Raw genomic sequence first — 25,151 nt, 5'->3', positions numbered from 1 at the left:
GGTTTTCCGAAAGATCATGCTCCAAAAAACCGGAGCGCGATAAGATCGCGCTCCGGAGGGTGCCGGGATGGACGCAAATGTCGCCGTCGTCAACCAGCCGCGATCGTCTGGATCATGACGATCCGGTCGTTGCCGGACTCGCAGCCCCAGAGCTCGCCGGCGCGGCCATCGAGCTGGCGCACATTGGCATTGGCCTTGTTGCTGGCGAAAACGTTGAACCGCTCGGTCGCGGGATCGAAGCGGACGATGGCATTGGCGGAAAAATCGGTGAGCCAGACCTTGTCCTTGTCGTCGACATAGACGGCATAGGTGCGGGGGCGATCGCCCGGCAGCTTCCAGGACTTCCAGGAGCCGTTGGCGGGATCATGCACCGAGACCTGACCGCTGTTCCACTCGCTGACCCAGATCCGGCTTTGCGAATCTGACCAGACCCGCCGCGAACCCTGGTTCGGCGTCGGCGGTTCGACCATGGCGGCATTGCCGGTCGCAAGATCAATCTTCGCGATGTGGCTGCCGGCCAGCGAGGCGTACCAGACCTCGCCCTTGGGCGTCACCGCGATGCCGTAGGGGCCGACGCCCTTGGGCGCCTTGAACACGTCCATCTCGCCCGATCCGGGCTTGAGCCGGCCGTAGTACCCGGACTGGCCGGTGAACCAGTAGGTGCCTTCCTTGTCGAACACGCCGGTGTTGAGATTGGCGGAGGCGAATTTTTCGGGCAGGCGGAACAGCGTGACCTTGAGATCGCCGGGATCGACCCGCGCGATCGCGTTCTGGCCGCCCTCGGTGATCCAGGGCGCGCCGTCTGGGCCAATGGTCACCCCGTGCGGGGCGGCGCCTTGGCCGAGGCCGACTGTCTTGAAACTGCCATCCCGGGGATCGAGCCTGCCGAGCAGGCCCTTACCCTGCGCCGTGAACCAGACCGTGCCGTCGGGAGCGGGGGCGAGGTCGTGCAGGCCAATGCCGGCGCTGATCGGGTAATATTTTGTCCGGAACGGGCCTTCCTGCGCAAAACTTGGGCGGACGGCGAGGGCGGCGGCGCTCGAGGCAAGAAACTGGCGGCGATTCATGGCGTTACCCCGACTGTTTCAGATTGAGGTTGGACGCGCAGATCAGGCGAAAGCAAGCTTAGTCTCGGGCGCTTCACGCGTCAGTCGAAGCACGCCCTCCAAGCGTTCACATTTGCTTGCGCTCCGTGTAAGACCCGCGGCACCGATCAGCCCTAACGAACGGAAGTGCACATCATGACCGCCATCATCGACATCATCGGCCGCGAAATTCTCGATAGCCGTGGCAATCCCACCGTCGAGGTCGACGTCGTGCTGGAAGATGGTGCGCTCGGCCGCGCCGCGGTGCCATCAGGCGCCTCCACCGGCGCCCATGAGGCGGTGGAACTGCGCGATGGCGACAAGGCCCGCTATCTCGGCAAGGGCGTCACCAAGGCGGTGGGTGCCGTCAACGGTGAGATCTTCGAGGCCCTGAGCGGCCTCGATGTCGAGCAGCAGGCCCAGATCGACCAGATCATGATCGACCTCGACGGCACGCCGAACAAGAGCCGGCTGGGCGCCAATGCCATTCTCGGCGTCTCGCTCGCCTGCGCCAAGGCGGCCGCGAACTCGCTCGACATGCCGCTCTATCGTTACGTCGGCGGCACCTCGGCGCGGCTGTTGCCGGTGCCGATGATGAACATCATCAATGGCGGCGTACATGCCGACAATCCGATCGACTTCCAGGAGTTCATGATCCTGCCGGTCGGTGCGTCGTCCTTCGCCGAGGGCCTGCGCTACGGCGCTGAGGTCTTCCACACCCTGAAGTCGGAATTGAAGAAAGCCGGCCACAACACCAATGTCGGCGACGAGGGCGGCTTCGCCCCGAACCTGCCGTCGGCGGACGCCGCGCTCGAATTCGTCATGAACGCGATCGGCAAGGCCGGCTACAAGGCCGGCACCGATATCGTGATCGGCCTCGACTGCGCCTCGACCGAGTTCTTCAAGGACGGCAAGTACGTCTATGAAGGCGAAGGCAAGACGCGCTCGATCTCCGAGCAGGCCAAGTACCTCGCAGACCTCGTCTCGCGCTATCCGATCGTCACCATCGAGGACGGCATGTCGGAAGACGACATGGACGGCTGGAAGGAGCTCACCGACCTCATCGGCAAGAAGTGTCAGCTGGTCGGCGACGATCTCTTCGTCACCAACGTCAAGCGCCTCGCCGAAGGCATCAAGGCCGGCCGCGCCAACTCGATCCTGATCAAGGTCAACCAGATCGGCACGCTGACCGAGACGCTCGCCGCCGTCGAGATGGCGCACAAGGCGGGCTACACCTCCGTGATGTCGCACCGCTCCGGCGAGACCGAGGATTCCACCATCGCCGACCTCGCGGTCGCCACCAACTGCGGTCAGATCAAGACCGGCTCCCTTGCACGTTCCGATCGCACCGCCAAATACAATCAGCTCCTCCGCATCGAGCAGCAGCTCGGCAAGCAGGCGCTCTATGGCGGCAAGGCGGCACTGAAGGCGCTGGCATAAGCCAGCGCCCGGCAAGGACAGGGGAGGATCGACATGAGCGACGGCAAGACCGGACTGCAACTGCGTTCGCTGATCAAGACGAGCGGAGAGCTGGAAATCTCGCTGGTCGACGTGCCGACCCCCGAGCCCGCCGCGGACGAGGTCGTCGTCCGCGTCGAGGCGGCGCCGATCAACCCGTCCGACCTCGGCCTTCTCGTCGGCGCAGCCGATATGAGCACGGCGAAGGCTTCGGGCACCAAGGATGCTCCCGTCATCACCGCGAAGGTGCCGGAGGGCGCGATGCGGGCGATGGCAGGCCGGCTCGATGAATCCATGCCGGTGGGTAACGAAGGCGCCGGCGTCGTCATCAAGACCGGCTCCTCCGATGCCGCGAAGGCCTTGATGGGCAAGACCGTCGCCATGATCGGCGGCGCGATGTATGCCCAATATCGCACGCTGAAAGTGCGCGAGTGCATGCCGCTGCCGGCAGGCACCACGCCGGCTGAAGGCGCCTCCTGCTTCGTCAATCCGCTCACGGCGCTCGGCATGACCGAGACCATGCGGCGTGAGGGTCACAAGGCGCTGGTGCACACCGCGGCCGCCTCCAATCTCGGCCAGATGCTGAACAAGATCTGCATCAAGGACGGCATCCCGCTGGTCAACATCGTGCGCAGCAAGGAGCAGGCCGACATCCTGCACAAGATCGGCGCCAAATACGTCGTCGATTCCACAGCACCGAGCTTCCTCGGCGATCTCACCAATGCGCTGGTCGAGACCGGCGCCACCATCGCCTTCGACGCCATCGGCGGCGGCAAGCTTGCCGGCGACATCCTCAACTGCATGGAGAGCGCGATCAACAAGACCGCGAAGGAGTACAGCCGCTACGGCTCCAACGTGCACAAGCAGGTCTACGTCTACGGCGCGCTCGACATCCGTCCGATCGAGCTGCCACGCGGCTTCGGCATGGCCTGGGGCGTCGGCGGCTGGCTGCTGTTTCCGTTCCTGATGAAGATCGGGCAGGCGGACGGGGCCAAGCTGCGCCAGCGCGTGGTCGACGAGCTGAAGACCACCTTCGCGAGCCACTACACCAAGGTGGTGTCGCTTCAGGAGGCGCTCGATCCCGCCAACATCGCGGTGTACGCCAAACGTGCCACCGGCGAAAAATTCCTCATCAACCCAAATAAATAATCGTGATGTGCGGCGGCACGTCACCGAAAGAAGGTCTTGCCTTCTGAGCGAAGCGGGGGAACATTCGCGCCGTAATTGAAAGCGGGGCGACCGCAAGCATCGAAGGGGACACTTCCATGACTGATCTGAATCGCCGCGACCTGCTCGCGGGCGCGGCCGCTATTGGGGCGGCGGCCGTAACCGGGCTTGGACCGACCACTGCCAATGCCTCCGTGCCGCCAAGCGGGACGCAGGCGCCGGGCTTCTACCGCTACAAGGTCGGCAGCTACGAGTGCACCTCGATCAACGACGGCGCGCGCACCTTCCCGATGCCGGACAAGTTCGTCGTCAACGCGCCGAAGGAGGAAGCACTGGCCGCGGGCGAGGCGGCCTACATGCCGAAGGGCATGGTCACGGTGCCGTTCAATCCGCAGCTCATCAACACCGGCTCCAAGCTCGTGCTGATCGATACCGGCAACGGCGTCGCCAATCTCGAACCGAGCAAGGGCGCGGTCGGTCGCACACTGCAAAACCTTGCCGCCGCCGGCGTCGATCCCAAGAGCATCGACATCGTGCTGCTCTCGCATCTGCACCCTGATCACACCAACGGCATCCGTTTGGCCGACGGGGCGCTCGCGTTCCCGAATGCGGAGATCATGGTGCCGGGCAAGGACTGGGAGTTCTGGACCAGCGAGGACAACACGGCCAAGGCCGAGTCCAACCCGATGATGAAGAACTACTTCGCCAACGTGAAGAAGACCTTTGCCGGCCTTGAATCCAAGGTCACAAAGTATGAGTGGGGCAAGGAGGTTGCGCCGGGCATCACCTCGATCGCGACGCCCGGCCACACGCCCGGCCACACCTCGTTCGCGGTTGCCTCGGGTGATGCCAAGGTGCTGATCCAGTCGGACGTCACCAACATTCCGGAATTCTTCCTGCGCAATCCGGACTGGCACGTCATGTTCGACACCGACGCGGCGATGGCGCAGGCGACGCGCCACAAGTTCTACGACATGGCGGCGGCCGAGAAGGCGACCGTGATCGGCTTCCACTTCACCTTCCCATCGGTCGGCCACGTCGAAAGGGACGGCGCGAAGTATCGCCTGATCCCGTCGGCGTGGAATCCGACGATCTGATTGAAGTTACAGATTTGCGTGAAACAACAGGCCGCCATTTGGCGGCCTGTTCGTTTTTGCGGCGGTGGGCATCCTGCGGAACTACCTGCTTAAACAAAAATGTCGAAAACAACCCCATGCACAGTAGAAATCGCAAGCGATTTCAGTGCTTCGGCGAAACCGAATGAAAGTTGCGCCGTCGGGCAAAACACGGGTATGGTGGCATAGTGGGCAGGCACGGCGGGTAGCGGCTTTTGATGTTGCCATGAGGCCCACTGGTCCGGATTTCGCTGCGCTCCATCCGGGCTACGGGCTCGACCAGCTGCTTTCGAGAAACTCAGCGTTTCCAAACCGGACCGGTTCATGCACTTGCATCCATTGGTTCGGATGGCTTAAGTGCCGCCCGGCACTTCCCCCTCAAGGTTTCAAGGACACCCCATGGCCTACAACATCGTCGTGATCGCCGGCAGCCTGCGCAAGGACAGCTTCTCGCTGAAGATCGCCAACGCCCTCGCAAAGCTCGCGCCGGCATCCCTCAAGCTCGAGGTCGTCACCCTCGGGGGGATCTCGTTCTTCAACCAGGACCTCGAGGGCGCACCGCCCGCGGACTGGCTTGCCTTCCGCGAAAAACTCCAGAAGTCGGACGGTGTCATCTTCGTGACCCCCGAATACAACCGCGCGATCCCGGGCGTCCTCAAGAACGCCATCGACGTCGCCTCGCGCCCCTATGGCAAGAGCTCGTTCAACGGCAAGCCGGTTGGCATCGTCTCGAATTCGCCGGGCCCGCTCGGCGGCGTCAGCGCGGCCAAGACGCTCCAGAACATCCTGCCGGGCATCGCCGGCCCGATCATGCAGCAGCCGGAGATCTACCTGAATGCGGTCGGTGACGCCTTCGATGCGGAGGGGACCCTGACCAAGGAATCTCTGAAGCCCGTGCTCCAGGCCTATATCGACGCGTTCGCCGCGCACGTGGCGAAGCATCACGGCTGAGGCCGAATTCCCCCGCGGCCGCACGGGAGATCCTCATCCTGAGGAGACCGCGCAGCGGTCGTCTCGAAGGATGGCCGCGGGCGAGAGGCCTTCATGGTTCTCCCGGCGATGCGAAGCATCGTCCGGAGACGGCGCTTCGCGCCTCCTCACCATGAGGGTTGGGCGGGGGAGGGCTTAATTAGCACTCCCTTAACCAACCTGTCCCATCTTCCCAGGATGGTCTCGCGCGCACGCCTGAAATCGATCCTGACCGGCCTTGCCCTCTACGCGATGGCGGTCGCTATCGTCGGCTATTTCGGCGTCAACGCCTACACTGGCAAATACGGCCTCAACGCGCGCCAGGAACTCGACCAGGAGATCATCGCGCTGACCAGCGAACTCGCCCAGCTCAAGCGCGAACGTGCGCGGAGCGAGCAGCGCGTCTCGCTGCTGCGCACCTCGCGGATCGATCCGGACATGCTGGACGAGCGGGCGCGCTACCAGCTCGACTATGTCAATCCGCATGATCTCGTTCGGATGATCCCGGCGAAATAGCGTTTTTCGCTGCATTCGAAACCGGCGTCGAAAGCCGCTGCCAAAATCCGGCAGGCGGGTTTCAATTTTACCGAAAGTCGTAGACCCGGAACCGGACCGCTGCCTTGACGGCGGCACCACGACGGGCTCATGGCTTTTGGCCGCCGTCGCCTGAGTTGACGCAGATCAACCGGACGGTGCCAACGCCGCCTAGACTGCCACCCGGAGGAAACAGTGATGAATGGGCCAATGTCCCGGCATCACGCGGCCCGTGTCGAGGCCGCCATCGCGTCAGGCCAGGCGGCACGGTCCGCGCTCGTGGCCTCGTGGCGCCGTTCCTCCAGATTGCATCATCTCGATCCCGCCGGCCGCGCCGCGCCGATGCGGCTGACCGAAGCCGAGCTGCGTCAGGCCCGGGAGCGCATTGCGCCGCTGCTGGCCGCCGCACAAGGCGCGATGGACCGGCTCTATCAGGCGGTCGGCGCGAGCGGCTGCTGCGTGCTGCTCGCCGACGGCGAGGGCGTGCCGGTCGACCGCCGTGGCACACCGGCGGACGATGCGACGTTCCAATCCTGGGGCCTGTGGACCGGCGCGCTCTGGAGCGAGGAGCATGAGGGAACCAACGGCATCGGCACCTGCGTCGTCGAGCAGCGGCCGCTGACGATCGACCGCGACCAGCATTTCTTCACCCGCAACACGCTCCTGAGCTGCACCGCGGTCCCGATCTACGACCACGAGGCGGCCTTTGCCGGCGTGCTCGACGTCTCCTCCTGCCGCGCCGACCGCACCGATGCGTTCTCCAGCCTGATCGCGCTGGCGGCAGGTGAGGCGGCGCGGCGCATCGAGGCTGATCTGTTTCGCCGCGCCTTCGCCCATGCCCGCATCGTGCTGACGCAAGGCGCAGACGGCCACTCCATCGGCCTCGTCGCGGTCGACGCGGATGATCTCGTGATCGGCGCGACCCGGTCCGCGCGGGCGGGGCTTGGGATCGCGCCCGGCCGTGCTTTGCAGCCGGTGCCCGCGGCCGACTTGCTCGGCGGCGAACCCGCGCGTGACCATCTTGCCGGCGGCCAGCGCGCGGTGTTGCAGCGGGCGCTGCTGCGCGCGGGCGGCAATGTTTCGGCCGCCGCCAAGGCCCTCGGCGTCAGCCGCGCCACGCTGCATCGGAAGCTGAAGCGGTTCGAGCTGAAGCACTGAGTTCTATCCCCTCATGGTGAGGAGACCGCGAAGCGGTCGTCTCGAACCATTCAGGCCCCACTGCATCCGCAGCCATCCTTCGAGACGCGCGCAAGGGCGCGCTCCTCAGGATGAGGTCGGAGCATGTAGGTGCAGCTGCATCATCTGTCGCAGAACTGCGACAGGTCGGCCCCGACATCGCTCCCGCCCGGGCTGACAGAAATCACCTCCCGCGACATCGTCGGCGCAAGTCGCGACCACGCGACGAATTGCGCAAACAGCAAACATCGGGAGTGATCAATGAACAAGGTGGAATTCCTGGGCGTGACCCAGCATCCGTTCGCCGAACGCTACGACAATTTCATCGGCGGCAAGTTCGTCGCGCCGATCTCGGGCAAGTATTTCGACAATGCCTCGCCGGTGACGGGCCAGATCGTCTGCAAGATCGCGCGTTCCGACGCGCAGGACGTCGAGGCCGCGCTCGATGCGGCGCATGCGGCCAAGGCCGCCTGGGGACGCACCAGCGTCGCTGAGCGCGCCGCGGTCCTGAACCGGATCGCCGACCGCATGGAAGAGAATCTCGAGCGTCTTGCGATTGCCGAGACCTGGGACAACGGCAAGCCGATCCGTGAGACCCGGGCCGCCGACCTGCCGCTCGCGATCGATCATTTCCGCTATTTCGCCGGGGTGGTGCGCGCACAGGAAGGCTCGATCGGCGAGATCGACCACGACACCATCGCCTATCATTTCCACGAACCGCTCGGCGTTGTCGGCCAGATCATCCCCTGGAACTTCCCGCTGCTGATGGCGTGCTGGAAGCTCGCGCCGGCGCTCGCCGCCGGCAATTGCGTCGTGCTCAAGCCCGCCGAGCAGACGCCGGCCTCGATCATGGTCTGGGCCGAGATCATCGGCGATCTCCTGCCGCCCGGTGTCCTCAACATCGTCAACGGTTTCGGCCTTGAAGCGGGCAAGCCGCTCGCGTCGAGCCCGCGGATCGCGAAAATCGCCTTCACCGGCGAGACCACGACGGGCCGGCTGATCATGCAATATGCCAGCCAGAACCTCATTCCCGTCACGCTCGAGCTGGGCGGCAAGTCGCCGAACATCTTCTTCAACGACGTCACCGCCGAAGACGACGATTTCTTCGACAAGGCGATCGAAGGCTTCGTCATGTTCGCGCTGAACCAGGGCGAGGTCTGTACCTGTCCGAGCCGGGCGCTGGTCCACGCCGACATCTACGACCGCTTCATGGAGCGGGCGCTCAAGCGCGTCGCCGCGATCAAGCAGGGCGACCCGCGCGAGGCCGACACCATGATCGGCGCGCAGGCATCCGGCGAGCAGCTCGCGAAGATCCTCTCCTATATCGACATCGGCAAGCAGGAGGGCGCCAAGGTGCTGGCGGGCGGCGGCCGCGCCGAGCTCGCGGGCGATCTGTCCGGCGGCTTCTATGTCCAGCCGACCGTGTTCGAGGGTCACAACAAGATGCGAATCTTCCAGGAGGAGATTTTTGGGCCCGTCGTCTCGGTCACGACCTTCAAGTCCGACGAGGAGGCGCTCGCGATCGCCAACGACACGCTCTATGGCTTGGGCGCCGGTGTCTGGAGCCGCGATGCCAACCGCTGCTACCGCTTCGGCCGGGCCATTCAGGCCGGCCGGGTCTGGACCAACTGCTACCACGCATACCCTGCGCATGCCGCGTTCGGCGGCTACAAGCAGTCGGGCGTCGGTCGCGAGACCCACAAGATGATGCTCGATCACTACCAGCAGACCAAGAACCTGCTGGTCAGCTACAGCCCGAAGAAGCTCGGCTTCTTCTGATCGGGCGAGGCGGCGCCGATGTGGCGCCGCCTTCGTCATCCCGCTGTCAGAGAGTTGAGACAAGACGAGGGGCCGAGCTATCCAGCTCGGCCCCTTTGGCATGCGAAGCGATGCCGGGCAGACGACGGAGGCATGGCCATGAAGCGCGATTTTTCGGGACGGAAGCTGCGCGCTGGAGCGATGCTGTGCGGCGCGGTGGCCCTGGCGTTGCTGGCGCCGTCGATCGCCTTCGCGCAGGCCGGTCCGGTGCCATCGGGCGCCAAGCCCTTCCTGACCGTCGATGGAAAGCCCCCGCTGATCCTCGGGCATCGCGGCGTGCCGGGACTGGTGCCGGAAGAGACCGAGGCATCCTATGACCTCGCCGCAGCCCTCGGCACTGATGCGCTCGAAGAGGACCTGCACCTCACCAAGGATTGCGTCCTGGTCGTGCGCCATAACCCTTGGCTGAGCGACAACACCAATGTTGCGGACGTCGCGAAGACCAATGCGGCTGTTGCAGCCCGCAAGCGCACCGTGCCCGGTGTGCGCGTCAAGGCCCCGTCTGCCACCGGCGTGCCTGCCGACTACCTCACGGATCTGACCGACCCGGCCGATCCCAAATCAGTGCTGGAGTCACTGATCGTGGACGGCGAGGACCATACCAACGACTGGTCGATCGCCGATTTCACAATGGCCGAGCTGAAGGAGTGGATTGCCGGCACCACCTATGACGCCGCCAACGAGCGGCCGAAAGTCTTCAACGGCAAGCTCCCGGTCATCAGCTTCCAGGACGTCATCGATATCGCCAAGGCGAAGAGCAAGGAGACCGGGCGGTCCATCCTCGTCTACCCGGAAACCAAGAATCCGACCTGGAACAATGCCCAGGCGATCGCCAATGGCTGCGGCGCGCCCGGCGGCCACCCGTTCGAGGATGCCTTGATCAAGATCATCAAGGACAACGGACTCAATACGAAAGAGGCTCCCATCCTTGTTCAGAGTTTCGAGCCCGGCAGCCTGAAATATATGCGCGGCCATGGTCTTCAGACGCGGCAGGTCCAGCTCATCGACGGCAACGGTATCGACTTCAGGAGCGGCAAGGTCTTGCTCAACAACATCACCAACTCCCGCCCGTTCGACTGGACGGTTGCAGGTGATCCGCGCTTGTACGATGCGATGCTGACGCCTGAGGGCCTTGCCGAGATCAAGACCTATGCCGACGGCATCGGCCCGTGGAAGGCCTACATCGTTCCGCTCAAGATTGCGCCGTGGAAGGACAGCAACGCCGACGGCACACCCTACAAGGGATCGACGCCGGACGCTTCGACGCAGGAGGCGACCAGCCTGATCGCCGACGCGCACAAGCTCGGCCTGTTCGTGCACGTCTTCACCTTCCGGAACGAGAAGAAATATCTGGCCGCCGACTATCGCGGTGATCCCAGCCTTGAATATCTCAAATTTTTCCGACTTGGCGTCGATGGGGTCTTCACCGACTTCACGCATACCGGCGTTGCCGCCCGCGCAACGTATTTGCGAGAGCTCGGCTGGTAGACGAAACGGCGAATCGGACCGGCGCTCTCGTCTCGGATCTGAACGTAACCGTGTCTGATTTTTCGCTGCGTTGGCTGCTTGCACCCACTACGCGGGCGGGGAGCTAATGTTGCCCAATCAAGCCTAAAGGTTTTGCAAAGTTTCGGCCACGTTGCACTGCGGCATAATGAAAATCGTGCCATGCCGCCGCGGTGCTTTCCAAGGGCGTTTGACTTGGGTTAGAGAGGGCTGAAGTTTTCTCTGACCCGGAATTCCCATGGCCGCACCCAAGAAAGCCGCCGCAGGCGCTGCGCAGGACAAGACCGACGGCGGCTCGCCCCCGGAATTCACCAAGGAGCAGGAGCTGAAGGCGCTCCGCGACATGCTCCTGATCCGACGGTTCGAGGAGAAGGCCGGCCAGCTCTACGGCATGGGCGCGATCGGCGGCTTCTGCCATCTTTATATCGGCCAGGAGGCCGTGGTGGTCGGCATGCAGATGGCCCTGAAAGAGGGCGATCAGGTCATCACCGGCTATCGCGATCACGGCCATATGCTTGCCACCGGCATGGAGGCCAACGGCGTCATGGCCGAGCTGACAGGCCGGCGCGGCGGCTATTCCAAGGGCAAGGGCGGCTCCATGCACATGTTCAGCAAGGAGAAGCACTTTTACGGCGGCCACGGCATCGTCGGCGCGCAGGTTTCGCTGGGAACCGGTCTCGCGTTTGCCAACAGCTATCGCAGTAACGGCAATGTCAGCGTCACCTATTTCGGCGACGGCGCGGCCAACCAGGGCCAGGTCTATGAGAGCTTCAACATGGCGGAGCTCTGGAAGCTGCCGGTGATCTACGTCATCGAGAACAACCGCTACGCCATGGGCACCGCGGTCTCGCGCGCCTCGGCGCAGCAGGATTTCTCCAAGCGCGGCGCGTCCTTCAACATTCCCGGCATGCAGGTCGACGGCATGGATGTCCGCGCCGTGAAGGCTGCGGGCGAGGAGGCTGCGGCCTGGTGCCGTGCCGGCAAGGGCCCCTACATCCTGGAGATGCAGACCTACCGCTATCGCGGCCACTCGATGTCCGACCCCGCAAAATACAGAACGCGTGAGGAGGTCGAAAAAGTCCGCCACGACCAGGATCCGATTGAGCAGGTGCGCAACCGCCTGCTGGCCGCCAAGGTCAGCGAGCAGGATCTGAAGGCGATCGACGCCGAGGTGCGCGACATCGTCAACGCATCTGCCGACTTTGCCCAGCATGACCCCGAGCCGGATGCCGCCGAGCTCTGGACCGACATTTACCGCTGAACGCGCGCAAGCTTTCTTTTGGAGCCGATATGCCAATTCAAGTGCTGATGCCCGCGTTGTCGCCCACGATGGAAAAGGGCAACCTTGCCAAGTGGCTGAAGAAAGAGGGCGAGACGATCAAGTCCGGCGATGTCATCGCCGAGATCGAGACCGACAAGGCGACGATGGAGGTCGAGGCGACCGACGAAGGTACGCTCGGCAAGATCCTGATCCCCGAAGGCACCGCCGACGTTGCGGTGAACACGCCGATCGCGACGATTCTCGCCGACGGTGAAAGCGCCGCTGATCTGGCCAAGGCGCCTGCGCCGGCCAAGCAGGAGAAGGCTGCGGAAGCAGCTCCTGCCGCCGCAAAGGCCGAGGCACCTGCACCCAAGGCCGCGCCCGCGCCGCAGGCTGTCGCCGAGCCGGATCCGGAAGTCCCTGCGGGCACCGAGATGGTGACGCAGACCATCCGCGAAGCCTTGCGAGACGCCATGGCCGAAGAGATGCGCCGCGACGCCGACGTCTTCGTGATGGGCGAAGAGGTCGCCGAATACCAGGGCGCGTACAAGGTGACGCAGGGGTTGCTGCAGGAATTCGGCGCCAGGCGCGTCATCGACACGCCGATCACCGAGCACGGCTTTGCCGGCATCGGCGTCGGTGCCGCCATGACCGGCTTGAAGCCGATCGTCGAGTTCATGACCTTCAACTTCGCCATGCAGGCGATCGACCAGATCATCAACTCCGCGGCCAAGACGCTCTATATGTCCGGCGGCCAGATGGGCTGCTCGATCGTGTTCCGCGGGCCGAACGGTGCCGCGGCCCGCGTCGCCGCCCAGCACAGCCAGGACTATTCGTCCTGGTACTCCAATGTCCCCGGCCTCAAGGTCGTCGCGCCGTTCTCGGCCGCCGATTACAAGGGGCTGCTCAAGGCCGCGATCCGCGACCCCAACCCGGTGATCTTCCTCGAGAACGAGGTGCTCTACGGTCACACCGGCGAAGTGCCGAAGCTCGACGACTTCGTGATCCCGATCGGCAAGGCGCGCATCGTGCGCGCAGGGAGCCACGTCACCATCATCTCCTGGTCGAACGGCATGACCTATGCGCTGAAGGCCGCCGACGAGCTCGCCAAGGACGGCATCGAGGCCGAGGTGATCGATCTGCGCACGCTGCGTCCGATGGACACCGAGACCATCATCAATTCGGTCAAGAAGACCGGCCGCGCCGTGACGGTGGAAGAGGGCTGGGCCCAGAGCGGCGTCGGCGCCGAGATCGCCGCGCGCATCATGGAGAACGCCTTCGACTATCTGGATGCGCCGGTCGCGCGCGTGTCCGGCAAGGACGTGCCGATGCCTTATGCGGCGAACCTGGAGAAGCTCGCGCTGCCCTCGGCGGCGGAAGTGGTCGAGGCCGCCAAAGCCGTCTGCTACAGGTAGATCATGGCGGGCCCGAAGGAGCAGCCACTGCCGCCCGACGTCATGACCCGCGATGACGCGGTCGAGATCCTGCGCGTGTTCGTGCTGGACGGCGGGCTGTCGATGGCGTTCCAGCGGGCCTTCGAAGAGCCCGACATGTGGGGCCTGCTGCTGGTCGATCTCGCCCGCCATGCCGCGCGCGCCTATGCGCGCGAGAGCGAATACACCGAGGAAGACGCGTTGAACCGGATCCTCGAGATGTTCCAGGCCGAGATCGAGCGTCCCACGGACACCGGCACCACGACGCCGCGCGGCAAGGAGCACTGACCGTGGCGATCGAATCCCGTCACTTCGATTTCATGCTGGAGGCGATCCGCGAGGCGGAGGCTTCGATCGCGCAGGGCGGCCTGCCGATCGGTGCCGTGCTGACGCGCGGCAACGAGATCATCGCCCGCGGCCACAACAACCGCGTGCAAGAGAAAAACGTCATCCTGCACGGCGAGATGAGCTGCCTGCGCGAAGCCGGCGTGATCTCGTTCCACGACACCGTCATGTACACCACGCTGTCGCCATGCTCGATGTGTGCCGGCGCACTTGCTCTGTTCAAGGTCCAGCAGGTGGTGATCGGAGAATCCGTCACCTTCCCGGGCTCGAAGGACATCCTCGACAAGTTCGGCATCCCCTGGATCGATCTTGCGGACGACCGCTCCATCACCATGATGAAGAACTGGCGTTCCAATCCTGCCAATGAGCGCCTGTGGCAGGGCGACATCGGCAACTAAACCTGGTCTGTTCGTCCTCGCTTCCGGGGACGACGTTTTGAGAAGTTCTTCGTGAGGTCAGCATGCCCATCAACATCCTGATGCCCGCTCTTTCGCCGACGATGGAGAAGGGCAACCTCGCCAAGTGGCTGAAGAAGGAAGGCGACAAGGTCAAATCCGGCGATGTGATCGCCGAGATCGAGACCGACAAGGCGACCATGGAGGTCGAGGCCATCGACGAAGGCACGATCGCCAAGATCCTCGTGCCCGAGGGCACGCAGGACGTCCCGGTCAATGACGTGATCGCGGTGCTGGCCGGCGAGGGCGAGGACGTGAAGGCGGCAGGTGCCGCCAAGCCCAGCGCCGCGGCTGCGCCTCCGAAAGCTGCTGAAGCACCCGCCGCCGCGCCCGCGCCTGCGCCTGCCGCGCCCAAGGCTGCTCCGGCGCCTGTTGCTGCTCCCGCTCCGCAAGCTGCCGCCGCACCGGCCGCGCAGAGCAACGGCCATGGTGGTCGCGTGTTCTCCTCACCGCTGGCGCGGCGTCTCGCCAAGGAAGCCGGCGTCGAGATTTCGATGGTCACCGGCACCGGCCCGCACGGCCGCGTGGTTGCACGCGACGTCGAGCAGGCCAAGTCCGGCAAGGGCCTCAAGGCACCCGCCGCGGCGCCGTCAGGCGCACCCTCGATCGCCCCGACCATGTCGGACAAGCAGATCCTGTCGCTGTTCGAGCCGGGCTCCTACGAGGTCGTTCCCCACGACGGCATGCGCCGCACGATTGCCCAACGTTTGACTGCGTCGATCCAGAACGTCCCGCACTTTTACCTGACCATCGACTGCGACATCGGCAAGCTGCTCGCCGCACGCGAGGAGATCAACGCGGCTGCTCCCAAGGACAAGGAGAAGAAGCCGCTCTACAAGATCTCGGTCAACGACTTCGTCATCAAGGCGATGGCCGTTGCGCTCCAGAAGATCCCGAACTGCAATGTGAGCTGGACCGAATCCGGCATGGTCAAGCACCATCATTCCGACGTCGGTGTCGCCGTGGCGATGCCCGGCGGCCTGATCACGCCGATCATCCGCAAGGCTGAGACCAAGACGCTGTCGACCATCTCCAACGAGATGAAGGATTTTGCCGCGCGCGCCCGCTCGCGCAAGCTGAAGCCGGAAGAATACCAGGGCGGCACCACCGCGGTCTCCAACCTCGGCATGTTCGGCATCAGCCATTTCACCGCCGTGATCAACCCGCCGCATGCGACCATCCTCGCGGTCGGCACCAGTGAGGAGCGTCCCGTCGTGCGTGGTGGCAAGATCGAGATCGCGCACATGATGAGCGTGACCTTGTCTTGCGATCACCGCGCCATCGACGGCGCGCTCGGCGCCGAGCTGATCGGCGCCTTCAAGCAGCTGATCGAAAATCCCGTCATGATGATGGTCTGAGATGGCGCATGACGACGCGCTGGCCCTGGATCTCGATGCTGGTTTCGCTGATCCTCACGCTCAGCCCGCTCGGCCGCGACATCGTTGAGTCCGCCTTCTTTGCCGGCGAGGCGTTGTCGCGCAACATCTGGGCGCCGATCGCGCTCACCATCTTCGCCGTCATGGCGGCGGTCATTCTCATCGAATGGCTGATCAGAACTTATATCCTCAATCGCCGCGCCCGCGGCGCAACGACCGCTTGAGTTGAACGGGAGCCGCCATGGCCGACACATCCTTCGACGTCATCATCATCGGCTCCGGCCCGGGCGGATACGTCACCGCGATCCGCGCCGCACAGCTTGGCTTGAAGGTCGCGATCGTCGAAAAATCCTATCTCGGCGGCATCTGCCTGAACTGGGGCTGCATCCCGACCAAGGCGCTGCTGCGCTCGGCCGAGATCTACCATTACATGCAGCACGCCAAGGATTACGGCCTGTCGGCGGAGAAGGTCTCGTTCGATCCGAAGGCGGTGGTGCAGCGCTCGCGCGGGGTTTCGAAGCGGCTGAACGACGGCGTCGGCTTCCTGATGAAGAAGAACAAGGTGAGCGTGATCTGGGGCGCCGCCTCGATCGACGCGCCCGGCAAGGTGACGGTGAAGAAGTCCGACGTCGAGGCGCCCAAGGGCACGCTGGGCGAGGGGACTTACCAGGCAAAACACATCATCGTCGCGACCGGCGCACGGCCGCGCGTGCTGCCGGGGCTCGAGCCCGACAAGAAGCTGATCTGGACCTATTTCGAGGCGATGGTGCCGGAGAAGATGCCGAAGTCGCTGCTGGTGGTCGGCTCCGGCGCGATCGGCATCGAGTTCGCCTCGTTCTTCCACACCATGGGCTCCGACGTCACCGTGGTCGAGGTGTTGCCGCAGATCCTGCCTGTGGAGGATGCCGAGATCGCTGGCTTTGCCCGCAAGCGCCTGGAGAAGCAGGGCATCAAGATCATGTCCTCGACCAAGGTGACGAAGCTGGAGAAGAAGGCCGACAGCGTCGTTGCCACCATCGACGACGGCAAGGGCAAGCCCGTCACCACCGAGTTCGAGCGCGTGATCTCGGCGGTGGGCGTGGTCGGCAATATCGAGAATCTCGGTCTGGAAAAGTTGGGGGTGAAGACCGACCGCGGCTGCATCGTGATCGACGGCTACGGCAAGACCAATGTCCCCGGCATCTACGCCATCGGTGACGTCGCAGGCCCCCCGATGCTGGCCCACAAGGCCGAGCATGAGGGCGTGATCTGCGTCGAGGCCATCAAGGGCCTGCATCCGCATCCCATGGATAAGAACCTGATCCCGGGCTGCACCTATTGCCAGCCGCAAGTGGCCTCCGTCGGCCTCACCGAAGCCAAGGCCAAGGAGAGCGGCCGCGAGATCCGCGTCGGCCGTTTCCCCTTCGTCGGCAACGGCAAGGCGATTGCGCTCGGCGAGGACCAGGGCCTGGTCAAGGTGATCTTCGACAAGAAGACCGGCCAGCTCCTCGGCGCTCACATGGTCGGCGCGGAAGTCACCGAGCTGATCCAGGGCTATGTCGTCGCCATGAATCTGGAGACCACGGAAGAAGAGCTGATGCACACGGTGTTCCCGCACCCGACGTTGTCGGAGATGATGAAGGAAGCCGTGCTGGACGCTTACGGGCGGGTGCTGAATATCTAGCCCCCGCCGGAGCCGTCATTGCGAGCGAAGCGAAGCAATCCAGACTGCCTCTGCGGAAAGATTCCGGATTGCTTCGCTGCGCTCGCCATGACGAGCAGAGAGATCGACTGCAAAACAAGAAGGAAACCAACCCATGCAAGACAACGACAATCTCACCATCGAACGCCCGACCTTCGTCACCCATCTCGAATGCGCGATGGAAGGCGATCATTACGCCGCCGACCAGGTCCACAACCTCTCCAAGGCGGGCAAGCCATTGCTGGTGCGCTACGACCTCGCGGGCGTGAAGAAGGCGCTGACCAAGGACGCGCTGGCGCAGCGGCCCGCGGACATGTGGCGCTACCGCGAGCTGCTGCCCGTGCGCAAATGCAAAGACATCGTCTCGCTCGGTGAAGTCACGACGCCGCTGATCCGGCTGCCGAAGCTCGGCGCGAAACTCGGCGGCGGCGAGATCATCGTGAAGGACGAGGGACGCCTGCCGACCGGCTCCTTCAAGGCGCGCGGCCTGGTGATGGCGGTGTCGATGGGCAAGGCGCTCGGCATCAAGCACATGGCGATGCCGACCAACGGCAACGCGGGCGCTGCGCTCGCGGCCTATGCGACGTCGTGTGGCATCAAGACCACGATCTTCTGCCCCGCCGATACGCCGGAAGTGAATGTCAGCGAGATCGAGCTCCAGGGCGCGACCGTCTATCGCGTCAACGGCTATATCGACGATTGCGGCAAGATCGTCGGCGAAGGCAAGGCAAAGGTCGGCTGGTTCGACACGTCCACGCTCAAGGAGCCGTACCGGATCGAAGGCAAGAAGACGATGGGCCTCGAGCTCGCCGAGCAGCTCGGCTGGGACGTGCCCGACGTGATCTTCTATCCGACCGGCGGCGGCACCGGCCTGATCGGCATGTGGAAGGCGTTCGACGAGCTGGAGAAGATCGGGTTCATCGGCTCCAAGCGCCCGCGCATGGTCGCGGTGCAGGCCTCGGGCTGCGCGCCGATGGTGCGGGCCTATGACGCCGGCACCGAGCATGCGACGCGCTGGGAGGACGCCCACACGATTGCCTCGGGTATCCGCGTGCCGCAGGCGATCGGCGATTTCCTGATCCTGCGCGCGGTGCGGCAGAGCAAGGGCTTTGCGATTGCGGTCGACGACGACAAGATCTCGTCGGCGCTGAACGAGGTCGCGCGCGAGGAGGGGCTGCTGCTGTGCCCCGAGGGCGCCGCGACCTACGCCGCCTACAAGGAAAGCCTCGCCGACGGCCGCGTCAGCAAGACCGACCGCGTCATGCTGTTCAACTGCGCGACCGGCCTGAAGTACCCGCTGCCCCCGGTTGCCCGCACGCTGGATCGTCACAAGCCGATCGACTACACGCAGTTCTAGCGCGTCATTTCGTCTCTTCACGAACGATCCCTCTTCCCGTACGCGGGAAGAGACAAAAAACAACAATGACATCGCTGGGGAGAAGACAATGAAGAAGGCCATCTGGGCCGGGCTGCTCGGTATTCTCGCTGTTTCAGGCGCCGCGCGCGCCGACGACTATCCCTCGCACCCCATCACCATCATCGTTCCCTTCGCCGCCGGCGGCCCGTCGGACGCGATGGCGCGGGTGCTTGCCGAACGGATGCGCGTGACGCTCGGCCAGCCGCTGGTGATCGAGAACGTCACCGGCGCCGGCGGCTCGATCGGCGTCGGCCGCGCCGTGCAATCTCCGCCGGACGGCTACACCATCTCGTTCGGCCATCTCGGCACCCACGTCGCCAATGGCGCCGTCTACAAGCTCAAATACGACCTCGTCGCCGATCTCGAGCCCGTGGTGCTGTTGCCGAGCAATCCGATGATCGTCGTCAGCAAGAACGCGGTGCCCGCGACCTCGCTGAAAGAGCTGATCGAATGGCTGAAGTCACGGCCGTCGCCGCCGACCGCCGGCACCGCCGGCGCGGGCTCCGGCAGCCACATCGCCGGCGTCTATTTCGAGAGCGTTTCCGGCATCAAGCTGCAATACGTGCCGTATCGCGGCACGGCCCCCGCGCTGAACGATCTCATCGCCGGCCAGATCGACGTCATCATCGACCAGACCTCCAACTCGATCAACCAAGTCCGCGCCGGCACCATCCGCGCCTACGCCATCACCGACGACAAGCGACTCGCGTCGGCGCCGGATATCCCGACGGCAGCCGAGGCGGGCCTCAAAGGCTTCAACATGACGCTGTGGTCGGGCCTGTGGGTGCCGAAGGGCACGCCGAAGGAGATCGTGACCAAGCTCAATGCCGCAGCGGTGGAAGCGCTGAACGATCCCGCGGTGAAGAAGCAGCTCGAAAGCCAGGGCCTGGAGATGACGCCGCAGGACCAGCTCACCCCCGAAGCGCTCGGCAACCGCCAGAAGGCCGAGATCGCAAAGTGGTGGCCGATCATCAAGGCCGCCAACATCAAGGTGGATTGAGGCGAGGACGACACGTCGCCGCACCCTGTGGAGCCATCAGGGTCACGCGGCGTCGCGTCAGGATTTGGCTTCACCGGGGCTCGCCAGCGCCGTCTCCAGACATTTGATCAGGGTCGGCGTGGAAAACGGCTTCGCGAGAAAGCAGATGGCGCCGGCTTTCAGCGCGCGCTCGCGCACGGCATCGTCGGGAAAGGCCGTCACGAAGATGAACGGCGTGAGGTGACCAAGGCCGCGCATATGCATCAGGAGATCGACGCCGCCCATGACCGACATCTGCACATCCGCGATCACGCAGGACGTCGTATGCAGTTCGGCGGACTGGAGAAACTCGCGAGCGGAGCCGAAGATGCAGACCGTGTATCCCCGCGACGTCAGGAGATTGTTCGTCGCGAGGCGGACTGACGGATCATCGTCAATGATGGAAATGACCGAGAGAACCGACAAGATGATCGCTCCTGATCGGGAAGCCGCCGATCATGGTACGGCACCCGCCGGAAATTGGGCCCTCGGGGCGAGCTTGGAAAGCATACTTAGGTTTGCACTTTTCCCCTTGGCCGGGGGATTCCGAGCGTCTCGGTCATTCTGACGAGATCTGCCAATGACTTCGCGCCCATTTTCCGCATGATCTGCCCGCGATAGATCTTGACGGTAATCTCGGCCAATCCAAGCTCGGCAGCGACCTGCTTGTTCATCAGGCCGGACGCAACCAGGGCGAGGATGTCGCGCTGACGCGCTGTCAGGCCTTCAAAGCGTGTCCGCACGCTTGACACCGACTTCTCGGCATCGCGCCGCCTGCGGTCCCGTTCGATCGCGGCCTGGACCGCATCCAGCATGTCCTGGTCGCGCACCGGCTTGGTCAGGAAATCGATGGCACCACTCTTCATGGCCCTGACGGTCATGGGAATATCGCCATGACCGGTGATGAAGATAATAGGCGTGTGAATGTCGGCCTTTACGAGGTCCGCCTGGAGGTCGAAGCCGCTCGAGCCGGGCAGGCGAATGTCGAGCACAAGGCAACTGGGGACCACCGGCGGCTTGGCCTCCAGGACCTCCGCCGCCGAGCCGAAGGCCTCCACCCTGAGGCCGACCGATTGAAAGAGATTGGTGAGCGCACGCCGCATCGACGGATCGTCGTCGACGATCAGGACGATCGGATCATCGGCGCTTGCCTGGGCCTGCACCTGCGTCGGCTTGGCGTGGTCAGTCACGACGCGTCCTCTTGTGGGAGGGGCAGGGCGATCTGAAATGTTGCACCGCCCCCCTCATTGGGAAACGCCGAAAGCCGGCCCGCGTGAGCCTCGATGATGGATCGGCAGATCGACAGTCCCATCCCCAGGCCGCTCGATTTTGTGGTGAAGAACGGCGTGAAGATGTGGTCTGTCACGTCGCCGCCAAGGCCGACACCGCGATCTGTCACGGTCAGGAGCAGGTGCTCGTCACCGTCCTCGCCGGCCCGACTGGAGCGGATCGCCAGCTCGCGCGGGCGGTCGACATTGGCTTGCATGGCTTCAATCCCGTTCACGACAAGGTTGATCAGCACCTGCTGGAGCTGGATCCGATCGCCGCAAATACTGGGCAGGCCGGACGACAACTCCATTCGCACCGACACGGCATGCGTAGCGAGCTCGCGCCGGACGAGGGCCATCGCCTCCCTGACGACCTGATTGATGTCGAGTGGCACCATCTCGATCTCGGTCTTTTTCGCATGCGCCCGGATCCTGCGGATCACCTCGCTGGCCCGATTGGCGTCCTCGACGATCCATTCCACGGAACGGCGCGCAGCCTCCAGATCGGCCGGCTCGCGGCCGAGCCACGCGATGCAGGCGTCTGCATTGGAGATTACGGCGGCGAGAGGCTGGTTGATTTCGTGGGCGATCGAGGCGGTGAGTTCGCCGAGCGTCGTGACGCGCGTGACATGGGCGAGCTCGGCTTGCGTTTTCCGCAGCTCTTCTTCGGTCTGCTGGGCGCGGATCGCCGCCGTCACATCGCTGCTGACGCCCCTGTAGCCGAGAAAATTGCCGTCCTCGTCATGTAACGGCTTGCCGCTGGTGCGCACGTAAATTGGCGATCCATTGCGATCCCGGCCGCGGTAAACCAAATCGCGGAACGGGAGGTGAGCGTCGAGCGCTGCGCGATGCTGCTCCCACTTCCCCGGCTCGAGCTCGGCGTCGGGCCGAATGTCCCAACGGGTCAGGCCGACCAATCCCGTCGGCGCAGCACTGGCCGTATCGGCGTGTTCTGATATCTGCGTGATGCGGTGATCCGGCCCGGTCTCCCAAAACCAGTCAGATGCGGTTTCAGCATAGTCGCGGAAGCGCTGCTCGGATGCCTTGAGTTCATCAAATGCCTTTTGCAGTGCTTCTTTTGCAGCGACCTGCTCGGTGACGTCCACATGCGTGCCGATGATCTCCCTCACTTCGCCGTCGCTGCCGACAACGGGGAGTCCCTCGGTGTGGACCCGTCGTATCGAACCGTCCGGGCACGCAATGCGAAAGTTGATTTCGAACGGTTCCCTTTGGCGGAGGGCCTGACGTTCCACCTCGACGATCCGTTGGAAATCCTCCGGGAGTATGCGTTGCTGGAAAGCCCGCGCCGGTAAGTCGGTCTGGCCCGGCTCAAACCCGAACAGGCGGAAGAGTTCAGCCGATCGGTAGGCAAACTCCTGACGACGTACATCCCAGGCCCAGCTGCTCGTGTGGCTGAGTCGCTGGGCCTCGGCCAAATAGGCCTCGCTGCGACGCAGCCTCTGTTCTGCCTCCTTCGCTATGGTGACATCGGTCACAGCCCCGACAAACTCGATGCGCCCGGATGCGTGTCGCACCGCGCGTGCCACGGAATGAAGATATTTGACCGATCCGTCCGGCATCAGCAGGCGATATTCGTGGTCGAAATCCTCCGCGAGGCGCGAGGCGCGATCGAGGGTCCTGCGGACCGTATCGCGATCTTCCGGATGGATGCGTTGAAAGACGAAGTTCAGGGTCGGCTTCGTCGCGGGGTCGCATTGGAAGATACGAAAAGTCTCCCTCGACCAGACGGCCTCGCCGGTCGCAAGGTTCAAGCCGAAGCTGCCGGTGCGGCTCAGCTCCTGCGCCTGCGCGAGGTAGGTCTCGCTCTGCCGCAGCGCGTCCTCCGCCTCCTTGCGCTGGGTGATGTTCTCGCAGGCGACCAGCACGATCGGCGTGCCGTCGCCGCGCAGCATCGCCTTGGCGTTTTCACGGACCCAAAGGACCGAGCCGTCCTTCCGGAACTTGCGAATCTCCCAGGTATGCGACTGGTCCAGGGTTTCGAGGGACAACGCCACGCATCGACGGACGAAGTCGTGATCCTCCTCGAAGAACACGTTGAGCACGGACTGGCCGATCAGCTCGGCCGCCGTGTAGCCCAGTTGTGCGGCGCCAAATGTATTGACGTTGAGCACCGTTCCGGCCGGATCCACCATGAAGTACATGACCGGGTTGTGCTCGAACACCTCGCGCCACTGTTTCACTGCGTCGCGTAGATCGATGGTGTCCTGCCGCGAGGCACCTCCGAGCGCGGGGCTGTCCTTCTCGCCGTTGCCGAAAGATCGAAGCGCCGCGAGGCCGCCGAGCAGCAATTGCGCGGCCGAATTCCCGATTTTCGCGATTTGGCCAGGCATCATCGCGGGCGTCCCGGCACGCTGGGGTCGAAGCAAGTAGAGCACTTTGCAACAAGGGGAGCAATTCCCTCCGACCAAAGTAGAACGCCGCTGCGAAACTCGCGGCAGCCGTGCAGCCTACCGGCCATGCGCCGTCTCGTTGCGAAGGTGCGGCGGAGACCCGAAAAACTACGGGACAAACCTACGTATAGCTCGCGCATCCCAAATCATAGAGCACATTTACCTCCGTACAATTGAGGAGTCCGTTGCACGCGGATTACTCTCACAAGCATCGAGGGGACGCGATGTGCAAGGCACAAGCCGGCGATTAGCTCGATGTGCAGCTCATATCTCTGCCTCCGTTGTCCGACTTGCCGCATGATCGGCCGGTCACGATCGAGAGGCCGCATTTCACTAACGAGCGTGGATGGCCGTGCGTCAGCGCACGAGCGAAGCCACGACCATGAGAGCCAGGAGAGAGCATGATGTGCGATACGCCTGAATACTCCGAGCGCGCTTCTGCCGTAAGAGGTTGCGCCGTCTGCAGCGGCAAGTTCGGCCTGATCCGATATTATTCCTGGCGAACGCCGCTGTGCTCCAGAAAATGTCTCGATCGCTTCAGGGCACGCCGCGAACGCGACCGTCGATGGCTTTTTCGATTTCAGGCGGCATGAGGATTAGCGCTTCGGTCCGCTCCATTCGGTAAACAGGAGGCTGCGTGCTGAACCGTGCTTGCAAGCTCCTCTTGATGGTCGCGCTGCTGCTTCCGTTGATGACGGCAGCGCAGGCCGATGAGGTCGGACGGGATGGTGGACATCGTCATCATCCGGTCCAGGATCAGCTCCTGCACGAGAAGTTCTATTCCAGCTGGCATATGCCCGACAATCCTGTGCTCAGCTGCTGCAACAGCGCGGATTGCTACCCGACCGAGGTGCGATACGTCGACGGCAGGATCTACGCGCGGCGGCGGGAAGACGGGAAGTACATCCTCATCCCGTCCCAGAAGGTTGAGAGAAACAGGGACAATCCGGACGGCCGCAACCATCTTTGTGCGCCGCCGCCGTCCGCCTCCCTGGTCGACACGGTCTACTGCTTCGCGTTGGGAGGTGCCACGTGAGATTCATATTGGTGAATGGCAGGACCCCTTTTCGCAAAACCTTCTGTCTGTGGTGCTGCGAGGAGATCAGCGGCAGCTATCTGCGCGATGCGAAGTCGCTGCTGCCCTACTGCGGCTACGAGTGTTACGCGCTTCATCACGAAGCAGCAGCGCCGTTGATCGAGAGGCCGGCGCGAGCGGCGTCTTGAGCAGACGGGTGGGCGAGGCGGAACCGGCGGAGACGGCTGCTGGCACAAGAGGACATGACGTTGAGATTCATGCTCGTCAATCAGGACCAACCCCACCATGGCGTCACCTGCAGCGCGTGCGCACAGCCGCTGGGCTCGAGTTACGTCCGGCATGTGTCCACGCAACGGCGGTACTGCGAGTATGATTGCTACCGTCGATATCAGCAGACGACCATGGAAACGCTCTGGCCTTACCGCAGTTCGCTCGAGGCGATCACGGTGTTTGCGGCCATTTCGAGCTGGAGCTGGATGATGCAGGTGAGCGCGCTCTCTGGCGCGCTGACGGAGGCATTTCTGCGCGCGCGCGAACCTTCTGACCACGGAAGGAGGTGACCGCTAGCCGAACGATGCGAGCCGCGCAGAGTGGTCGGCCGCAGTCACTGCATCCAGCTTCG

24 protein-coding genes are annotated in these 25,151 nt (G+C 64.0%); 19 read left to right on the top strand and 5 right to left on the bottom strand.

What is annotated here, in order from left to right; translation table 11 throughout:
• Nucleotides 1–89: 89 nt before the first annotated feature.
• A complete protein-coding gene (locus tag NLM25_RS24705) occupies nt 90–1,067 on the bottom strand; it encodes a lyase (protein ID WP_254138718.1) in 978 nt (325 codons plus the stop codon).
• Between the two features lie 174 nt (nt 1,068–1,241).
• Between NLM25_RS24705 and eno the strand changes: the two genes are divergently transcribed.
• From eno to NLM25_RS24690, 3 genes are all read left to right on the top strand, one after another.
• Complete coding sequence (gene eno, locus NLM25_RS24700; protein ID WP_028149603.1) at nt 1,242–2,525, top strand: phosphopyruvate hydratase; 1,284 nt, start codon at nt 1,242–1,244, stop codon at nt 2,523–2,525.
• Between the two features lie 33 nt (nt 2,526–2,558).
• Nucleotides 2,559–3,692, top strand: coding sequence for a zinc-binding dehydrogenase (locus tag NLM25_RS24695; protein ID WP_254138717.1), 1,134 nt, complete (start codon nt 2,559–2,561; stop codon nt 3,690–3,692).
• 116 nt (nt 3,693–3,808) lie between these two features.
• Nucleotides 3,809–4,807 (top strand): MBL fold metallo-hydrolase, encoded by a 999-nt coding sequence (locus NLM25_RS24690; RefSeq protein WP_254138716.1) that lies wholly within the window; start codon nt 3,809–3,811, stop codon nt 4,805–4,807.
• Nucleotides 4,808–4,896: 89 nt separating this feature from the next.
• Here NLM25_RS24690 and NLM25_RS24685 read toward each other — a convergent pair whose 3' ends face one another.
• Complete coding sequence (locus NLM25_RS24685; protein WP_254138715.1) at nt 4,897–5,151, bottom strand: hypothetical protein; 255 nt, start codon at nt 5,149–5,151, stop codon at nt 4,897–4,899.
• A gap of 73 nt (nt 5,152–5,224) precedes the next feature.
• Between NLM25_RS24685 and NLM25_RS24680 the strand changes: the two genes are divergently transcribed.
• From NLM25_RS24680 to NLM25_RS24615, 14 genes are all read left to right on the top strand, one after another.
• Nucleotides 5,225–5,776 carry an NADPH-dependent FMN reductase gene (locus NLM25_RS24680; protein WP_254138714.1) on the top strand — a complete coding sequence of 184 codons (552 nt, stop codon included), beginning with the start codon at nt 5,225–5,227 and terminating at the stop codon, nt 5,774–5,776.
• 216 nt (nt 5,777–5,992) lie between these two features.
• Nucleotides 5,993–6,310 carry a septum formation initiator family protein gene (locus tag NLM25_RS24675; RefSeq protein WP_254119858.1) on the top strand — a complete coding sequence of 106 codons (318 nt, stop codon included), beginning with the start codon at nt 5,993–5,995 and terminating at the stop codon, nt 6,308–6,310.
• Between the two features lie 216 nt (nt 6,311–6,526).
• A complete protein-coding gene (locus tag NLM25_RS24670) occupies nt 6,527–7,486 on the top strand; it encodes a GAF domain-containing protein (RefSeq protein WP_254138713.1) in 960 nt (319 codons plus the stop codon).
• Nucleotides 7,487–7,765: 279 nt separating this feature from the next.
• Nucleotides 7,766–9,283 carry an aldehyde dehydrogenase gene (gene adh, locus NLM25_RS24665; protein WP_254138712.1) on the top strand — a complete coding sequence of 506 codons (1,518 nt, stop codon included), beginning with the start codon at nt 7,766–7,768 and terminating at the stop codon, nt 9,281–9,283.
• A gap of 138 nt (nt 9,284–9,421) precedes the next feature.
• Nucleotides 9,422–10,810 (top strand): glycerophosphodiester phosphodiesterase family protein, encoded by a 1,389-nt coding sequence (locus NLM25_RS24660; protein ID WP_254138711.1) that lies wholly within the window; start codon nt 9,422–9,424, stop codon nt 10,808–10,810.
• 256 nt (nt 10,811–11,066) lie between these two features.
• Nucleotides 11,067–12,089, top strand: coding sequence for a pyruvate dehydrogenase (acetyl-transferring) E1 component subunit alpha (gene pdhA / locus NLM25_RS24655; protein ID WP_254119852.1), 1,023 nt, complete (start codon nt 11,067–11,069; stop codon nt 12,087–12,089).
• Nucleotides 12,090–12,118: 29 nt separating this feature from the next.
• Nucleotides 12,119–13,504, top strand: coding sequence for a pyruvate dehydrogenase complex E1 component subunit beta (locus tag NLM25_RS24650; RefSeq protein WP_254119851.1), 1,386 nt, complete (start codon nt 12,119–12,121; stop codon nt 13,502–13,504).
• 3 nt (nt 13,505–13,507) lie between these two features.
• Nucleotides 13,508–13,810, top strand: a complete 303-nt coding sequence (locus NLM25_RS24645) for a DUF5076 domain-containing protein (RefSeq protein ID WP_254138710.1) — start codon at nt 13,508–13,510, stop codon at nt 13,808–13,810.
• Between the two features lie 2 nt (nt 13,811–13,812).
• Complete coding sequence (locus NLM25_RS24640; protein WP_254119849.1) at nt 13,813–14,265, top strand: nucleoside deaminase; 453 nt, start codon at nt 13,813–13,815, stop codon at nt 14,263–14,265.
• 62 nt (nt 14,266–14,327) lie between these two features.
• Nucleotides 14,328–15,680 carry a pyruvate dehydrogenase complex dihydrolipoamide acetyltransferase gene (locus tag NLM25_RS24635; RefSeq protein WP_254138709.1) on the top strand — a complete coding sequence of 451 codons (1,353 nt, stop codon included), beginning with the start codon at nt 14,328–14,330 and terminating at the stop codon, nt 15,678–15,680.
• An 8-nt stretch (nt 15,681–15,688) separates the two neighbouring features.
• Nucleotides 15,689–15,922: a hypothetical protein gene (locus tag NLM25_RS24630; RefSeq protein ID WP_254138708.1), complete on the top strand. Its 234-nt coding sequence runs from the start codon at nt 15,689–15,691 to the stop codon at nt 15,920–15,922.
• A gap of 17 nt (nt 15,923–15,939) precedes the next feature.
• The gene (gene lpdA / locus NLM25_RS24625; RefSeq protein ID WP_254138707.1) at nt 15,940–17,361 is read left to right on the top strand and encodes a dihydrolipoyl dehydrogenase; all 1,422 of its coding nucleotides are present in this window, start codon (nt 15,940–15,942) and stop codon (nt 17,359–17,361) included.
• 133 nt (nt 17,362–17,494) lie between these two features.
• Complete coding sequence (locus NLM25_RS24620) at nt 17,495–18,736, top strand: threonine synthase (RefSeq protein ID WP_254119841.1); 1,242 nt, start codon at nt 17,495–17,497, stop codon at nt 18,734–18,736.
• 88 nt (nt 18,737–18,824) lie between these two features.
• Nucleotides 18,825–19,796, top strand: a complete 972-nt coding sequence (locus NLM25_RS24615; protein ID WP_254138706.1) for a tripartite tricarboxylate transporter substrate binding protein BugD — start codon at nt 18,825–18,827, stop codon at nt 19,794–19,796.
• A gap of 57 nt (nt 19,797–19,853) precedes the next feature.
• On the opposite strand, the gene NLM25_RS24610 is transcribed toward NLM25_RS24615, so the two are convergent.
• The 3 genes from NLM25_RS24610 to NLM25_RS24600 all read right to left on the bottom strand — a co-directional run bounded on the left by NLM25_RS24610 (nt 19,854) and on the right by NLM25_RS24600 (nt 23,436).
• Nucleotides 19,854–20,240, bottom strand: a complete 387-nt coding sequence (locus tag NLM25_RS24610; RefSeq protein ID WP_254138705.1) for a response regulator transcription factor — start codon at nt 20,238–20,240, stop codon at nt 19,854–19,856.
• Nucleotides 20,241–20,326: 86 nt separating this feature from the next.
• Nucleotides 20,327–21,004: a response regulator transcription factor gene (locus NLM25_RS24605; protein ID WP_254119836.1), complete on the bottom strand. Its 678-nt coding sequence runs from the start codon at nt 21,002–21,004 to the stop codon at nt 20,327–20,329.
• The gene (locus NLM25_RS24600; protein WP_254119834.1) at nt 21,001–23,436 is read right to left on the bottom strand and encodes a PAS domain S-box protein; all 2,436 of its coding nucleotides are present in this window, start codon (nt 23,434–23,436) and stop codon (nt 21,001–21,003) included. Before NLM25_RS24600 ends, NLM25_RS24605 begins: the two co-directional genes overlap by 4 nt.
• A gap of 724 nt (nt 23,437–24,160) precedes the next feature.
• On the opposite strand from NLM25_RS24600, the gene NLM25_RS24595 reads away from it, so the two are divergent.
• Nucleotides 24,161–24,529 (top strand): hypothetical protein, encoded by a 369-nt coding sequence (locus tag NLM25_RS24595; RefSeq protein ID WP_254138704.1) that lies wholly within the window; start codon nt 24,161–24,163, stop codon nt 24,527–24,529.
• Nucleotides 24,530–24,930: 401 nt separating this feature from the next.
• Entirely contained in the window at nt 24,931–25,089 is a 159-nt protein-coding gene (locus NLM25_RS24590; protein WP_254119831.1) for a hypothetical protein, read from the top strand.
• Nucleotides 25,090–25,151: the final 62 nt, after the last annotated feature.

Source organism: Bradyrhizobium sp. CCGB01 (assembly GCF_024199795.1).
GTDB lineage: Bacteria > Pseudomonadota > Alphaproteobacteria > Rhizobiales > Xanthobacteraceae > Bradyrhizobium.
This window is presented reverse-complemented; position numbering and strand designations above follow the sequence as displayed.

Bases quoted from the DNA above. Each gene is read 5' to 3' on its own strand.
- NLM25_RS24650 (WP_254119851.1), top strand. From the start codon at position 12,119: ATGCCAATTCAAGTGCTGATGCCCGCGTTGTCGCCCACGATGGAAAAG.
- NLM25_RS24590 (WP_254119831.1), top strand. From the start codon at position 24,931: ATGGAAACGCTCTGGCCTTACCGCAGTTCGCTCGAGGCGATCACGGTG.
- lpdA (WP_254138707.1), top strand. From the start codon at position 15,940: ATGGCCGACACATCCTTCGACGTCATCATCATCGGCTCCGGCCCGGGC.
- NLM25_RS24685 (WP_254138715.1), bottom strand. From the start codon at position 5,151: ATGAACCGGTCCGGTTTGGAAACGCTGAGTTTCTCGAAAGCAGCTGGT.
- adh (WP_254138712.1), top strand. From the start codon at position 7,766: ATGAACAAGGTGGAATTCCTGGGCGTGACCCAGCATCCGTTCGCCGAA.
- NLM25_RS24695 (WP_254138717.1), top strand. From the start codon at position 2,559: ATGAGCGACGGCAAGACCGGACTGCAACTGCGTTCGCTGATCAAGACG.
- NLM25_RS24595 (WP_254138704.1), top strand. From the start codon at position 24,161: ATGGTCGCGCTGCTGCTTCCGTTGATGACGGCAGCGCAGGCCGATGAG.
- pdhA (WP_254119852.1), top strand. From the start codon at position 11,067: ATGGCCGCACCCAAGAAAGCCGCCGCAGGCGCTGCGCAGGACAAGACC.
- NLM25_RS24630 (WP_254138708.1), top strand. From the start codon at position 15,689: ATGACGACGCGCTGGCCCTGGATCTCGATGCTGGTTTCGCTGATCCTC.
- NLM25_RS24635 (WP_254138709.1), top strand. From the start codon at position 14,328: ATGCCCATCAACATCCTGATGCCCGCTCTTTCGCCGACGATGGAGAAG.
- NLM25_RS24670 (WP_254138713.1), top strand. From the start codon at position 6,527: ATGAATGGGCCAATGTCCCGGCATCACGCGGCCCGTGTCGAGGCCGCC.
- NLM25_RS24690 (WP_254138716.1), top strand. From the start codon at position 3,809: ATGACTGATCTGAATCGCCGCGACCTGCTCGCGGGCGCGGCCGCTATT.
- NLM25_RS24680 (WP_254138714.1), top strand. From the start codon at position 5,225: ATGGCCTACAACATCGTCGTGATCGCCGGCAGCCTGCGCAAGGACAGC.
- NLM25_RS24620 (WP_254119841.1), top strand. From the start codon at position 17,495: ATGCAAGACAACGACAATCTCACCATCGAACGCCCGACCTTCGTCACC.
- NLM25_RS24645 (WP_254138710.1), top strand. From the start codon at position 13,508: ATGGCGGGCCCGAAGGAGCAGCCACTGCCGCCCGACGTCATGACCCGC.
- eno (WP_028149603.1), top strand. From the start codon at position 1,242: ATGACCGCCATCATCGACATCATCGGCCGCGAAATTCTCGATAGCCGT.
- NLM25_RS24600 (WP_254119834.1), bottom strand. From the start codon at position 23,436: ATGATGCCTGGCCAAATCGCGAAAATCGGGAATTCGGCCGCGCAATTG.
- NLM25_RS24675 (WP_254119858.1), top strand. From the start codon at position 5,993: ATGGTCTCGCGCGCACGCCTGAAATCGATCCTGACCGGCCTTGCCCTC.
- NLM25_RS24615 (WP_254138706.1), top strand. From the start codon at position 18,825: ATGAAGAAGGCCATCTGGGCCGGGCTGCTCGGTATTCTCGCTGTTTCA.
- NLM25_RS24660 (WP_254138711.1), top strand. From the start codon at position 9,422: ATGAAGCGCGATTTTTCGGGACGGAAGCTGCGCGCTGGAGCGATGCTG.
- NLM25_RS24705 (WP_254138718.1), bottom strand. From the start codon at position 1,067: ATGAATCGCCGCCAGTTTCTTGCCTCGAGCGCCGCCGCCCTCGCCGTC.